Here is a 12,554-nt window from a genome sequence, read left to right on the forward strand (position 1 = left end):
CTGCCCTTTCTGGAATGTGCGGGGTGCCTCGGTGGTCGCGCGGGCTGCCGCCCGCGGCTCCTGACCGCTCATTCCGCTTCTCCCGTGGTCACGTTCGTCCATGCCGGATAGATCGCCTTGTCGTCACCGCGGAAACCGGTATCCACCTCGGTTCCGGTCGGCAGCGTCCAGCGGATCACCAGCACTCCGTCTTCTGTCATCACCTTGCCCGCGTGCCCGCGTTCGGTGCGTACCGCGGTGATGGACTCCTGGGGAATCCAGATCGTGCCCGCGCCGTCCCGCTCGAGCAGGATGCCGCGCTCGAACCTGGTCATCTCCGCGGTGGCCCGGAAACCCAGGTCGCCCACCGTGATTCGCTGAATCCAGCTGGGCGCCAGCGTGCTGCCGAGGTACATGCCCGTGGTCGGTTCCAGCAGCTGCGCCCCGCAGTCGCCGGGCACGGCCGGCAGGTCACCGATCGATGCCGCCTGGCGCTGCGCCCTGCGGGTCCAGGCTCGATACATCAGCCACAGAGCCAGCCCGAATACGACGAGCAGCCCGACCACCTGCAGTGTTCGCTCCATTACGGTCCTCCTCGGTTCCCCACCCGCCGGTCTCCACCGGCGAAGACCTCGTCGCCGCCGCGTGGAGCAGCGGCCACGCCGTCGCGCGAGGTGATCCGGCCGCGCAGGAACGTCGCCGTCACCTTCGCGGGCAGGGTCATCGCCTCGTACGGCGTGTTGTCGGAGATGCTGGCCAGTTCCTTCGCCCGCACCTCCCATTCGGCATCCGGGTCGATCAGCACCAGGTTCGCCGGTGCGCCGACCTCGAGCGGGCGGCCCTGATCGTCCAGACCCACGATGCGCGAAGGGTTCTCGCTCATCACCCGCGCGACGCCGCGCCAGTCCAGCAGACCGGGGCGGACCATGGTCTGCACGATGATGGACAGCGCGGTCTCGAGGCCCAGCATGCCGGGGCGGGCGGCCGCGAACTCGCAGCACTTGTCCTGTTCGGCGTGCGGGGCGTGATCGGTGGCGACGCAGTCGATGACACCGTCGGCCAGGGCCTGGCGCAGCGCGGCGACATCGGAGGCCTCGCGCAGCGGCGGGTTCACCCGGTTCACCGCGTCGTAGGTCTCCAGACGCGAATCATCCAGGAGCAGGTGATGCGGGGTGACCTCGGCGGTGATCGAGATGCCTTGGCTCTTGGCCCATTTCACCAGTTCGACGGTGCCCGCGGTGGAGGCGTGGCAGATGTGCACGCGCGCACCGGCGTCGCGGGCCAGCAGCGCGTCGCGGGCCACGATGGACTCCTCGGCCGCGCGCGGCCAACCGGCCAGGCCCAGGCGGGCGGCGGTCGGACCCTCGTGTGCCACGGCGCCCTTGGTCAGGCGCGGCTCCTCCGCGTGCTGGGCGATGAGCACGCCCAGGGAGTTCGAGTACTCCAGCGCGCGGCGCATGATCAGCGGGTCGTACACGCAGTGGCCGTCGTCGGAGAACATCCGCACGTTGCCGACACCCGCTGCCATGGTGCCCATTTCGGCGAGTTGCTTGCCCTCGAGCCCCACCGTGACCGCACCCACCGGGTAGACGTCGACCAGGCCGACCTCCTGCCCGCGCCGCCACACGTGATCGGTGATGACCGCGGTGTCGGCGACCGGGCTGGTGTTGGCCATCGCGAACACGCCGGTGTAGCCGCCGAGCGCGGCTGCGGCGGAACCGGATTCGATGGTCTCGGTGTCCTCGCGACCGGGCTCGCGCAGATGGGTGTGCAGGTCGATGAAGCCCGGCAGCAAAATCTGGCCCGCGGCGTCGACGATCTCGGCGTCGCCGCGGTCCAGGCCGGCGCCGATCTCGCGAATCTCGCCGTCCGCGAGCAGCACGTCGACCGGCTCGCCCTCACCGTAGATCAGGGCGTTCGTGATCAGGATGTTGCTCATGCTGTCTCCTCTCGGCCTGATCGGTGGCTGTTCGCGCTCATGCCACCACCTCGTCGGTGCCGACCAGCAGGCGGAACAGCACCGCCATGCGCATGTGGACTCCGTTGTTGACCTGTTGCAGCACAGCGGCTTTGGGAGAATCCGCGACGGCGGAGGCGATTTCCATGCCGCGCAGCATCGGGCCGGGGTGCAGCACCACCGCGTGCTCGGCGAGCATGCCGAGGCGACGTTCGTTGAGGCCGTAGTTGATCGAGTACTCGCGCGCCGAGGGGAAGAAGCCGCCGTTCATGCGCTCGGCCTGCACGCGCAGCAGCATGACCGCGTCCGCGCCGGGCAGTTCCGCGTCCAGGGAGCTCGACACCGTGACCGGCCACTGCTCGACGCCGATCGGCAGCAGGGTGCGCGGGGCGACCAGCACCACGTCCGCACCGAGGGTGGCCAGCAGGAAGGCATTGGAGCGCGCGACCCGGCTGTGCAGGATGTCACCGACGATGACGATGCGCTTGCCCTCGAGATCGCCGAGGCGCTGACGCAGGGTCAGGGCGTCCAGCAGTGCTTGAGTGGGGTGCTCGTGGGTGCCGTCACCGGCATTGATGATCGCGGGCCCGGGGCCGGCGTATCCGCCCTGCGCGTCGTCGATCTGGTCGAACCAGCGCGCGATCTGGTGCGCCGCGCCCGAGGCCGGATGCCGCACGATGAGCGCGTCCGCGCCCGCCGCGTGCAGGGTCAGCGCGGTGTCGCGCAACGACTCGCCTTTGGAGACAGAGGAACTCGACGCGCTCACGTTGATCACGTCGGCGCTCATCCATTTCCCGGCGACCTCGAAGGAGACCCGGGTGCGCGTGGAGTTCTCGAAGAACACGGTCATGACCGTGCGCCCGCGCAGGGTCGGGAGCTTCTTGACCTCACGGCCCAGCAGCGCCTGTTCGAAGCGTTCGGCCTCGTCCAGCAAACCGGTGGCAGCGGCGCGGTCCAGATCGGTGACCGACAGCAGATGCTTCACTCGTCCCCCTCCTGATGGCGCAGGTGCACACCGTCGCGGCCGTCGTGCTCGCGCAGCAGCACCGAGATGTCCTCGGTGCGGGAGGTGGGCACGTTCTTGCCGACGTAATCGGCGCGAATGGGCAGTTCACGGTGACCGCGGTCGATGAGCACGGCCAGCTGGACCGCGCGCGGGCGGCCCAGATCGCGCAATCCGTCCAGCGCGGAGCGGACGGTGCGGCCGGAGAAGAGCACGTCGTCCACGAGCACCACCAGCGCGTCCTCGATACCGCCCTCGGGGACCGAGGTGCGTTCGAGCGGGCGGTGCGGGCGACTGCGCAGATCGTCGCGGTAGAGGGTGATGTCGAGCGAGCCGATCGCGGGGCGAACGCCGGAGAATTCTTCGATCTTGTTCGCCAGGCGGGTCGCGAGAGTCGTTCCGCGCGTAGGGATTCCGATGAGAACGACGCGGGCGGCGCCGGCTTCGGCGGAATCGAGCGCGGTCTTCTCGATGATCTGGTGCGCCATCCGGGCGATGGTGCGGCCGACGTCCGAGTCGGACAGCAGCTCACGACCGGCCTGGATCTGTTCGGGATCGTGTCGCTGCGAGTATTCGCCAGCGCTCGACTTGGCGGCCCGGTCTTCGGGCACGGCCATGCCGACCTCCTTCCCCGCCTCACCGGACGGTCCGTTAAAGGATGTCTTTTCAGCGGGTCAGCCTAGCAGCGCCGAGCGATGCCGTTCGCACCGCACCCCTTCGGCTATCGCGTGGCATGCGGGTCCCCGAGCACGGTTCCGGACCCGCCGTTCTCGGGCCCACCGGACCGCCTCCACGGTGCCGACCGGACTCGTGACCAGCGGATTCACTTCAGCGCATCGCCCACTACCGGACCACGGTCACTCCCCCGCGAAACAGCTACTTCATACCGATTGGTCTGTCGCACCCGCGGTGCCGGACCTCGACGCTGGGAGCTATCTCACAGACCGGTCACCGCAGGTCTGGCCATCGCCACCGCATCGAGCGCAGGCCGCCGCGGACATCGGACGCACCGAAGCGAGCAGGCCCGCGGCCGCTGGGACGGAACCTACCCAACGGCGAAGCTCAGCCCGCGAGCGGTGCCGACCGGCCGCGACGTCATGTTCCATTCCGGCGGGATCGGCTCGCGGTTTCAGCTACCGGCCAGTCTTCATACACCGTAAACCGACGTGTGCGATGCTCGGAGGGTGAGCAACGAAGCCGACTTCACCGAGCCTGCCCGCGTGAGCTTCCGCGGCAGCGGCGGTATCACCCTCGCGGGCGACAGCTGGGGACCCCAGGACGGGCCGCTGGTGGTATTCCTGCACGGCGGCGGACAGACCCGCCACTCCTGGAAGGATTCGGGGCTGGCGCTGGCCAAAGCCGGGATGCGGGCGGTGCTGCTGGACGCGCGCGGCCACGGCGACAGTGACTGGGCGCCCGAGGGCGACTACCGCCGCGACGCGATGGTCGCCGACCTGATGAACGTTCTGGCCGAACTCGACCGGCCCGCATTCGTGGTCGGAGCCAGCATGGGCGGCCTGACCGGGCTGCTCGCGACCGCGCACCCCGAGCGCGAGCGCATCACCGGACTGGTCCTGGTCGATGTGGTGCCCCGCCCCGAACGCGCCGGCGTCGAACGCGTCCTGAACTTCCTCAGCGGCAACCCCGAGGGCTTCGCCACCCTCGAAGAAGCCGCCGACGCCGTCGCCGCCTACCTCCCGCACCGCCGCCGCCCTCGCAATCCCGAAGGCCTGCAACGCAATCTGCGTCAGCGCGCGGACGGGCGCTGGTACTGGCACTGGGATCCGGCCATGATGTCCGGCGGCCCCGAGGACATCGACCTGCACAGCCGGGTCCTGGAAGCCGCCGCCCGCGAACTCACCATCCCGGTCCTGCTGGTCCGAGGCCAGCTCTCCGATGTGGTCAGCGAAGAGGGTGTAGCCGCCTTCCGCGCCCTGGTCCCGCACGCCGACTACACCGAAATCAGCAGCGCCGCCCACACCGCCGCCAGCGACGCCAACGACGAATTCACCGACGCGGTAGTCGATTTCGTGCGCGCCCACGTTCCCACGAACTGAATCGGGACGGCTGGAGCCCCACGTCGACACCGGAAGCCCTGACCCGCCGGGGCAGATCAGGGCTTCCGGTGTCAGCCGATCAGAGTTTCTGCCAGAGAGCCGGGGTCAGATCCGGTGTCCAATTGGGCGCGTGCGCGGTGTGCGCCTGAATGCAGCGGTATTCGGCACCGTTGTAGGTCACGACATCGCCGACCTGGTAGGTCGCGCCCTGTTGCCACGCGGCGACCACCGGCGCCGCGACGACGGTGACGACGAGCGGACCCACCGGAGTGGACACGACGTGCGCTTCCTCGACGCTCAGATTCCACACCCCCGGCGCCGAGCCCGGCATCGTCGGGGTGACATCCGCGGGGGTCCACTGGAACGTCACATCCTGACCCGCGGTGTACGTGACCGGCGGCGACCACACCGTGAAGGTGCGCGTGGTGTTGGTCGCCCCCAGCACGAAGGTGTTCTGGCCGTACTGCGCGACCATCGCATCCGCGTCGGCGGCGGGGAAGGTGACGGTGTAGGTGGTGTCGGCGTAATAGACCGGCGCCGAGGTGATGGCCAGTTGCGCGGATGCCGGCGCGGCAGTCGCGACGGTCATCGCCGCGACGGCGGCGGCCCCGGCGATGCCGAATCCGGCACGGCGAGCTCGACGGCCACGGATAGAACCAATAGTGTTGTCCTGCAAGGATTCCCCTCCTCGATAACAGGGCGATGACGCCGCCCCGCCCCTGGAAATCTATCGAATCGCCGACAGAATTGTGGCGGGTCACAAGGTCGCTGTTTGTGATCTGGAGCACATGCATTTCTCTGCCCGGCGGGTGGTCCCGCGCAGGTTCGGGCACGCCGTGCCGAGCCGCATCCCGCGCCGGAACGCCGGCGGGGCACTATCGTCGGACGGGTGGCCAGTAAGTCTGCGTCGCCCGCCATCGAACTGCAGGTCGGCGACCGTACCGTCCGCGTATCGAACCCGGATCGGGTGTATTTTCCCGCGACCGGGGCGACCAAGCTCGACCTGGCGCAGTACTACCTGAGCGTCGGGGACGGGATCGTGAACGCGCTGCGGGATCGGCCCTGCATGCTGCATCGGTTCCCGAAGGGGCTCGCAGGAGCCAAGGTGCACCAGAAGCGGCTGCCCGCCGGAGCTCCCGACTGGATTCCCACGGTGCGGCTGCACTTCCCCCGCTACAACCGCACCGCGGACGAACTGTGCGTCGACAAGCTGGCCGACGTCATCTGGGCGGTACAGATGTCGACGGTCGAGTTCCACCCCTGGAACTCCCGTCGCGCCGACACCGAGAATCCCGACGAATGGCGCATCGACCTCGATCCCATGCCCGACTGCCCCTGGTCGCGAGTGCAGCGGGTCGCCGGGGTGGTCCAGGAGGTACTCGACGATCTGGGTGCGGTCGGCTGGCCGAAAACGTCCGGCGGCAAGGGATTACACGTCTACGTGCGAATCGCCCCGGAGTGGGGTTTCACCGAGGTCCGCCGCGCCGCACTGGCTTTCGCCAAGGAAGTCGAACGCCGCGCCCCCGACGAGGTCACCACCACCTGGTGGCGCAAGGACCGCGACCCGAAACTCCTGTTCGTCGACTACAACCAGAACGCCCGCGACCACACCATCGCCGCGGCGTACTCGGTCCGCGGCGTCCCCGAAGCCACCGTCTCCACCCCCGTCCACTGGTCCGAAATCCCCGACGTGGACCCGCGCGACTTCACCATGAAGACCGTCCCCGCCCGCTACGCCGACCTCGGCGACCTGCACGCGAACATCGACCACTCCGTCTTCCGCATCGACGAACTCCTGCAATGGGCCGACCGCCAGGGCGTGGACACCGACCTCGACGAACCGGTGGACCTGGACGACACCGAAGGCTGACAGGCGGCATCAACCTCATGACGCTGTCCGCATCTCCAGCGCCTTGCGGACGAGCGCGCGGGCGGCAGCTCCGGTTACGGAGGCTTCCGCGAGTTCGGCGAAGAGGCGGCCATACATGGCCAGTTCTCTGGGCTGGGTGATCGACAGTTCGGCCGTCACTGCCTCCACCAGCACAAGCCGATCATCGAACATCACGAAGTTTGTCATTTGTATCGGCAACTGAGCTTCGGCTGGAATGACACCGAGCAGAACGCGAGGTAGGCCGATAACGGCACAGAGCCGATCGAGCTGGCCGATCATCACCTCATCACCGCCCACTGTCGTTCGGAGCGCTTGCTCCGCCAGCAGGACATGGAAACGACGGTGCCCGCGATACAGAACCTGTTGCCGTTCAATGCGTTTCGATACGGCCTGGTCCACATCATCCGGTATCCGATAGAACCTCGTGGCCCGGCGCAACACAGCCTCCGCGTACTCCGCCGTCTGGAGAATTCCGGGAATCAGCACCGGTTCGAAGATCCTCATGATCTTCGTCTGCTCGGCCAGGGCGACCGAGGCCTGCTGACGGCGGCGCGTGCCAGTGTTGAGGATCCGGCGCCATTCGAGATACGCGGACTCGACATTGCGAAGGGTTGCCACAAGATCGGCACACTGATCCCGGTTTCCGGTATGCAGGCAGTAGGCCGACAGATCAGCCTCTGTGGGACTGCGGTCGCCGGTTTCGATCTTGGAAACCTTCGACTCGTGCCAGCCCGCCAGGGCGGCGAGCTGACGTCCGGAGAGTCGTGCGTCCTTTCGCATTTCGCGGAGTCGCTTCCCCAGCGCCTCGCGAGCTTGATGAACCGGAGAGGTCACGCCACCTCGTACTCGGCATACGGGGTGGCCAACCGCCACAAACGTTCTTTGACACCGAGGCAGAACTCCACGATCCGAGGCTCGTCCGTCAGCGCGACGCCGAGTCCTCTGCCTTCGTCGTCCCGAACGTGGAATGCCACTTGCTCGCCGTCCAGGAGCCAGTAGTCCTCGAGAGGAACCTCCCCGGCAACATCTCGGGGTACATAGCGGATATCCTCGCCCGCTTCGATATTGCGAGTTGTCAACGTCAGCAACCAACGGTGGTAGTCGCTGTGCGGAACGGTGACCACGCGGACCCGCCGGACCGGGATCCCACGCCCAACGGTCTCTTCGATCAGAACCCGCCACGGCTGGAACCATTCGGCGTCGTCGTCACCCTCGCCGGCGAGGAACTTTCGCAGCGGCTCGGATTCGACCGCGACCCCATAGCTGTCGCGCACCTCGAGGTGGAACGCTTCACGGCGGCATTGCCGCAACAGAGCGGGGTATGGGTTACCTTGCAGGAGAAGCACCGCAGAAGTTCCTTCCTAGCTTGGGCACCTCGATCGCTCTCTCGTCCGCAGCCATATCGAGTTGCTTCAGCGTGCTCTCTTCGGCGACCGGCCTGCCGGACAGCGTGAATGTGCCACGGCCGGTGTCGGTCAACATCGCACCGACAAACGTATCCGGTTCCGCGAAACCGAGTAGCAAGTGCGGAATCTCGACTGTGCCGAGTTGAGCCGTCTGCCACCCCTGAACGACATAGGAGCCCCCGTCGCTGACGTACAACGACGGGCACTCACCCACGCCGGACCCGCCCTTGCCCAAAAGTCTGAGAATCACGACTCGCTCCCCTCAACGAATATGACGTTCTTTGGCTAACTTCCATCCATGATCTCTCCGAAAACTCATGGCTGAGGGCAATTTCGGGAAGTCTGACAAGTTCTGTCAAGTTCATCGATTCCGAGTTCCCGCCCTCGTAGCGTCGGTGAGAACTCGGGCAGGGATGCGGCCGAACTCGCTCCCTGCCACCCAGGTGACGACGGGAGGACAGTGATGAAGTATCGGCCGACCGCGGTGGGATATCTGCGGACGGATGTGTCCCGGGCGGCTCAGTTGTGGGATCAGGCTCAGATCCGCAGGGTGGCAGCGCGTCTCGGGTACGACTTCGCGGACATGGTGGTGTACGACCCGAGGTTCGAGAGGCCGGCATTGGCTCGACTGCGGGTGCAGGTGACGCGGCTCGAGGCCGAGGCGGTCATCGTTCCCGGGCCCCAGCATTTCGAGGGCGGGCGGGTACCGGAGTCGCTGGTTCAGCAGGTCGATGTGATCACGGTGAGTCCGGAGAAGACGTACGCGCGGTGGGGATCTCCGGCGTGTGACCAGCCGCCCGCCCTGTGATTCGATCCGTGAGTCGCTTCGATCCGCATAGACGCGCGGCCCCCGGACCGCCCCTCAGAGGAATCGATCCAGGAGGCGGTCCAGGAGGGCGAGGGCTTCGTCGGGGGTCGCGCTGCCGGTCAGGACTACCTGGGTGATGCCGGAGCCGCCGAGGACCAGGAGTTGGGCGTCGAGTTCCTCTGCGGTGGTGGAGGATTCGAGTTGCCGGTGGAGGCGCAGTTGCTGGGTGAAGATCGGGAAGAGGTAGCGGGCGGGGCCGATGGTGTCTTCGGGGCCGATGATGCCGCCGGTCAGGGCCGCGGCGTGGTAGGCGCCCAGGACCAGGGCGTCCTGGTGACGTTGCGGATCGAGCGGCAGGACGGCGGACAGGATCGTCCGAATGACTTCCCGGGGTGCGGGATCGGCGCCCATGGCCGCTAGCGGCTGCTCGAAGCGCTGACCGGCTTCGGCGACCACCGCCAGGAACGTGGCGACCAGGAAGTCTCGCTTGGTGCCGAAGTAGTACTGGATCAGGCGCACCGAGATGCCGGCTTCGGCGGCGACCGTCTGGAACGTCGCGGCGTCGAGTCCGCCGCGCGCGATGACGCGGCGTGCGGCGGTGGTGATCTCCCGTCGGCGCTGCTCGTGATCTACCAAACGCGGCATGTGAGGTGCGGCTTTCTGGTCGGCGGACGGACGAAGTACTTGATGGTACGCCCATACCAATTTCATGGTACGTTCGTATCATCAACGACGCTGTTGGTGAGATCGAAGGGGAGGCCGATGGCCAGAATCGGGAACTGGAAGAGCGACGCCGCACGGACCGCCTACGTGACCGCATACCGATCACTCGCGCACCTGCAACCGATCCCGTTCACCGAACTCGACGTTCACACGTCGTTCGGATCGACACACATCCACCGGTTCGGATCCGGCGACGCCACACCGCTGGTGCTGCTACATCCGTTGGGCGGCAACGGATTGTGCTGGTTTCCGGTGATCGAGGACCTCGCGCGGGATCGCGTCGTGTACGCACTGGACACCATCGGCGCACCGGGCTCGAGCGAGCAGACCGCTCCGATCACGGCGGGGGCCGACTACGGCCGATGGATCGACGACGTGCTCGCACGGTTGCACCTGGACCGGGCGCACGTGCTCGGATATTCCGACGGCGCGTGGCGCGCCATGATGGCGGGCACGCACAGTTCCGAGCGGGTCGCGAGTCTCACCCTCGTCGAGCCGGGCGTGGGGCTGGTCAAGATGCGCTGGAGCGTGCTGCTGAAGATGCTGCGATTCGGCGCCCGGCCGACCGAGGCGAACATGCGCAAGGCCGCCGAATGGGTGACCCCGGGCATTCGGATATCGGATCAGGAGATCGCCTGTTCCAGCGCCGCGCTCGGCTACCGGACCCGGACGCCGTGGCCGACACCGCTCACCGACGAAGAGCTGCAAGGGATTACCGCGCCGACGCTGGTGATCTTCGGCGCGGACACGATCGTCTCCGATCCCGAGGCCGCCGCCGCGCGAGTACGCGGGCTGATTCGCCACGGCGAGACCACGATCTTCCCCGGCATCGGACACGGGCTGCTGTATCAGAGTCCGCATCGGGAGAAGGTCCTGGCCCGGGTCCGAGAGTTCCTGCGGCAGCACGATTCCGCCGACGTTCGATAGAGGAGCACGCGATGGCCGAGAAACTCAGCGCATTCAAGAACGATCGGGCACGGGCGGAGTACATGCGCGCCTACGAGACGCTCGAACGCCGGTGGCCCATACCGGCGGCCACCGTCGATATAGCGACCTCGTTCGGCTCGACTCATGTGCGGCACAGTGGATCCGGGACCGAAACTCCGCTGGTACTGCTTCATTCGTTCGGCGCCAACAGCCTGTACTGGGGTTTCCTCATCGAAGAGCTCTGCGGAGACCGGGTCGTCTACATGCCCGAGATGGTCGGGGCGGCCGGTCGCAGCGTGCAGACCGCACCGATGCGGGAGACCGATTTCGCGATCTGGTTCGACGAGGTGCTCGATGCACTCGGCCTGGATCGTGTGCACGTCGTTGGCTATTCACACGGGGCGTGGCATGCAGTCGCGGCCGCACTGCACGGTGCGAAGCGCCTCGAGAGCATGACGCTCGTGGAACCCGGGGGCGTCTTCGACAAGCCGACCTGGGGCGTGCTGTTGAAGATGATCCGCTTCGGTATGCGGAAGAAGACCGACGAGAACATGCGCGCGCTGGCGGCGTGGATGACGCCGGGACTCGACCCCACGCCGGAGGAGTTCGCCCTCGGCAAGGCCGCCCTGGCGACCTTCCACATGCGCATCGGATGGGCTCGCCTGCTGAAAGACGCTGAACTGCAGACGATTACCGTACCGACGCTGGCGATCTTCGGTGGCGACAGCGTGGTGTCCCGAGGGCCGCTCGCCGCCGCGCGGCGAGTCACGGACCATATGCCCGATGCCGAGACCGAGGTCTACCCCGGTACGGGGCATGCGATCTTCGACCAGATACCCGAGGAGATCGTGCGCCGAATCCTGACGTTCGTACGGCAGCGCGATGCGGCGCGGATTCGCGATCTCGGCTGACCAGAGCACACCGGCGGCACCCCCGGTTACCGAACGCATGTTCGATCTTGTGTTAGATTCGATCGCATGTCGACACCGCTGCAGGGATCGCTGCTCGATGGGTTCGGTGACGTCGAACTCGGCGCACTGACCGGGGTTCGGCGCACCGAGCTCAGCGACGGTGCCTGGGTCGATGTGCTGCCCGGCTGGCTGAGCGGCGCGGATCAGCCGTTCGAGCGGCTCGCGGCCGAGGTGCCGTGGCGGGTGGACCGGCGCGCCATGTACGACCGCATGGTGGATGTACCGCGCCTGCTGTCGTTCTACGACGAGTCGCAACCACTACCGGATCCCGTGCTGGACGAGGCGCGCGCGGCCCTGAGCGAGTACTACGCCCAAGAGCTCGGCGAACCGTTCACCACGGCGGGACTCTGCTACTACCGGGACGGAAACGACAGTGTGGCCTGGCACGGGGACACCTCCGGGCGCGGCGCCACGCACGACACCATGGTCGCGATCGTGTCGGTGGGCGCGCCGCGAGCCCTGCTGCTGCGCCCCCGCGGCGGCGGCGCCAGCATCCGGTATTGCGTCGGGCACGGGGATCTCATCGTGATGGGCGGCTCGTGCCAGCGCACCTGGGAGCACGCGATCCCCAAGACCCGGCGCGCCGCGGGCCCGCGCATCAGCATTCAATTCCGCCCACGCGGCGTTCGGTAACGAGGGTCCGAACGCTGCGCGACAGCGGCCGTCGGCGAGATCGAGCTCCCCGCTTCATGATCGGCCGGTTCACAGTAGGGCACATCGCGGCCGCGCGGCTCCGGTTCGCGGGTTTTCGCTACCTTCGCAACACGATCGTTCCGTACCGCGAAGTAGCGCGGGCCGGGTTCGTCGCGCAAGTGCGGTGCGGTGGGGTGCA

General features: G+C 67.4%; 15 protein-coding genes. 6 read left to right on the plus strand and 9 right to left on the minus strand.

Annotated elements, in window-relative coordinates; translation table 11 throughout:
* Positions 1-68: 68 nt before the first annotated feature.
* The 4 genes from NJ1_RS11715 to pyrR are packed head-to-tail and all read right to left on the minus strand — an operon-like array spanning position 69 to position 3,556.
* Complete coding sequence (locus tag NJ1_RS11715) at positions 69-563, minus strand: PH-like domain-containing protein (RefSeq protein ID WP_067691806.1); 495 nt, start codon at positions 561-563, stop codon at positions 69-71.
* Positions 563-1,918 carry a dihydroorotase gene (locus NJ1_RS11720; protein WP_067691808.1) on the minus strand — a complete coding sequence of 452 codons (1,356 nt, stop codon included), beginning with the start codon at positions 1,916-1,918 and terminating at the stop codon, positions 563-565. The genes NJ1_RS11715 and NJ1_RS11720 overlap by 1 nt, the downstream gene beginning before the upstream one ends.
* 37 nt (positions 1,919-1,955) lie before the next feature.
* Positions 1,956-2,921, minus strand: coding sequence for an aspartate carbamoyltransferase catalytic subunit (locus NJ1_RS11725; RefSeq protein WP_067691809.1), 966 nt, complete (start codon positions 2,919-2,921; stop codon positions 1,956-1,958).
* Positions 2,918-3,556: a bifunctional pyr operon transcriptional regulator/uracil phosphoribosyltransferase PyrR gene (pyrR, locus tag NJ1_RS11730; protein ID WP_067691811.1), complete on the minus strand. Its 639-nt coding sequence runs from the start codon at positions 3,554-3,556 to the stop codon at positions 2,918-2,920. The genes NJ1_RS11725 and pyrR overlap by 4 nt, the downstream gene beginning before the upstream one ends.
* A gap of 567 nt (positions 3,557-4,123) precedes the next feature.
* Between pyrR and NJ1_RS11735 the strand changes: the two genes are divergently transcribed.
* Positions 4,124-4,996, plus strand: coding sequence for an alpha/beta fold hydrolase (locus NJ1_RS11735; protein WP_067691814.1), 873 nt, complete (start codon positions 4,124-4,126; stop codon positions 4,994-4,996).
* 79 nt (positions 4,997-5,075) lie between these two features.
* On the opposite strand, the gene NJ1_RS11740 is transcribed toward NJ1_RS11735, so the two are convergent.
* Positions 5,076-5,585 carry a carbohydrate-binding protein gene (locus NJ1_RS11740; protein ID WP_067691816.1) on the minus strand — a complete coding sequence of 170 codons (510 nt, stop codon included), beginning with the start codon at positions 5,583-5,585 and terminating at the stop codon, positions 5,076-5,078.
* A gap of 300 nt (positions 5,586-5,885) precedes the next feature.
* Here NJ1_RS11740 and ligD point away from each other — a divergent pair, with 300 nt between their 5' ends.
* Entirely contained in the window at positions 5,886-6,866 is a 981-nt protein-coding gene (ligD, locus tag NJ1_RS11745; RefSeq protein WP_067691819.1) for a non-homologous end-joining DNA ligase, read from the plus strand.
* 15 nt (positions 6,867-6,881) lie between these two features.
* Here ligD and NJ1_RS11750 read toward each other — a convergent pair whose 3' ends face one another.
* Genes NJ1_RS11750 through NJ1_RS11760 form a run of 3 tightly spaced genes read right to left on the minus strand, consistent with a single transcriptional unit; the run spans position 6,882 to position 8,543 of the window.
* The gene (locus NJ1_RS11750; RefSeq protein ID WP_084478024.1) at positions 6,882-7,721 is read right to left on the minus strand and encodes a helix-turn-helix domain-containing protein; all 840 of its coding nucleotides are present in this window, start codon (positions 7,719-7,721) and stop codon (positions 6,882-6,884) included.
* The gene (locus NJ1_RS11755) at positions 7,718-8,233 is read right to left on the minus strand and encodes a DUF6879 family protein (RefSeq protein ID WP_067691825.1); all 516 of its coding nucleotides are present in this window, start codon (positions 8,231-8,233) and stop codon (positions 7,718-7,720) included. Before NJ1_RS11755 ends, NJ1_RS11750 begins: the two co-directional genes overlap by 4 nt.
* Entirely contained in the window at positions 8,214-8,543 is a 330-nt protein-coding gene (locus tag NJ1_RS11760) for a hypothetical protein (protein ID WP_067691832.1), read from the minus strand. Before NJ1_RS11760 ends, NJ1_RS11755 begins: the two co-directional genes overlap by 20 nt.
* A gap of 213 nt (positions 8,544-8,756) precedes the next feature.
* On the opposite strand from NJ1_RS11760, the gene NJ1_RS11765 reads away from it, so the two are divergent.
* On the plus strand, positions 8,757-9,101 hold the full coding sequence (locus tag NJ1_RS11765) for a hypothetical protein (protein ID WP_067691835.1): 345 nt from the start codon (positions 8,757-8,759) through the stop codon (positions 9,099-9,101).
* A 54-nt stretch (positions 9,102-9,155) separates the two neighbouring features.
* On the opposite strand, the gene NJ1_RS11770 is transcribed toward NJ1_RS11765, so the two are convergent.
* Positions 9,156-9,746 (minus strand): TetR/AcrR family transcriptional regulator, encoded by a 591-nt coding sequence (locus NJ1_RS11770; RefSeq protein ID WP_067691838.1) that lies wholly within the window; start codon positions 9,744-9,746, stop codon positions 9,156-9,158.
* A 117-nt stretch (positions 9,747-9,863) separates the two neighbouring features.
* Here NJ1_RS11770 and NJ1_RS11775 point away from each other — a divergent pair, with 117 nt between their 5' ends.
* The 3 genes from NJ1_RS11775 (at position 9,864) to NJ1_RS11785 (ending at position 12,355) form a co-directional block, all read left to right on the plus strand.
* Positions 9,864-10,751 carry an alpha/beta fold hydrolase gene (locus NJ1_RS11775; RefSeq protein WP_067691844.1) on the plus strand — a complete coding sequence of 296 codons (888 nt, stop codon included), beginning with the start codon at positions 9,864-9,866 and terminating at the stop codon, positions 10,749-10,751.
* Between the two features lie 11 nt (positions 10,752-10,762).
* Positions 10,763-11,662, plus strand: a complete 900-nt coding sequence (locus NJ1_RS11780; RefSeq protein WP_067691846.1) for an alpha/beta fold hydrolase — start codon at positions 10,763-10,765, stop codon at positions 11,660-11,662.
* 66 nt (positions 11,663-11,728) lie between these two features.
* Complete coding sequence (locus NJ1_RS11785; RefSeq protein WP_067691849.1) at positions 11,729-12,355, plus strand: alpha-ketoglutarate-dependent dioxygenase AlkB; 627 nt, start codon at positions 11,729-11,731, stop codon at positions 12,353-12,355.
* Positions 12,356-12,554: the final 199 nt, after the last annotated feature.

Source organism: Nocardia jejuensis NBRC 103114, from assembly GCF_001613145.1.
Classification (GTDB): Bacteria; Actinomycetota; Actinomycetes; order Mycobacteriales; family Mycobacteriaceae; genus Nocardia; species Nocardia jejuensis.

Coding starts and splice junctions, on each gene's coding strand:
- NJ1_RS11720 (WP_067691808.1), bottom strand. CDS start 1,918: ATGAGCAACATCCTGATCACGAACGCCCTGATCTACGGTGAGGGCGAG.
- NJ1_RS11780 (WP_067691846.1), top strand. CDS start 10,763: ATGGCCGAGAAACTCAGCGCATTCAAGAACGATCGGGCACGGGCGGAG.
- NJ1_RS11740 (WP_067691816.1), bottom strand. CDS start 5,585: ATGACCGTCGCGACTGCCGCGCCGGCATCCGCGCAACTGGCCATCACC.
- NJ1_RS11785 (WP_067691849.1), top strand. CDS start 11,729: ATGTCGACACCGCTGCAGGGATCGCTGCTCGATGGGTTCGGTGACGTC.
- NJ1_RS11715 (WP_067691806.1), bottom strand. CDS start 563: ATGGAGCGAACACTGCAGGTGGTCGGGCTGCTCGTCGTATTCGGGCTG.
- NJ1_RS11770 (WP_067691838.1), bottom strand. CDS start 9,746: ATGCCGCGTTTGGTAGATCACGAGCAGCGCCGACGGGAGATCACCACC.
- pyrR (WP_067691811.1), bottom strand. CDS start 3,556: ATGGCCGTGCCCGAAGACCGGGCCGCCAAGTCGAGCGCTGGCGAATAC.
- NJ1_RS11765 (WP_067691835.1), top strand. CDS start 8,757: ATGAAGTATCGGCCGACCGCGGTGGGATATCTGCGGACGGATGTGTCC.
- NJ1_RS11775 (WP_067691844.1), top strand. CDS start 9,864: ATGGCCAGAATCGGGAACTGGAAGAGCGACGCCGCACGGACCGCCTAC.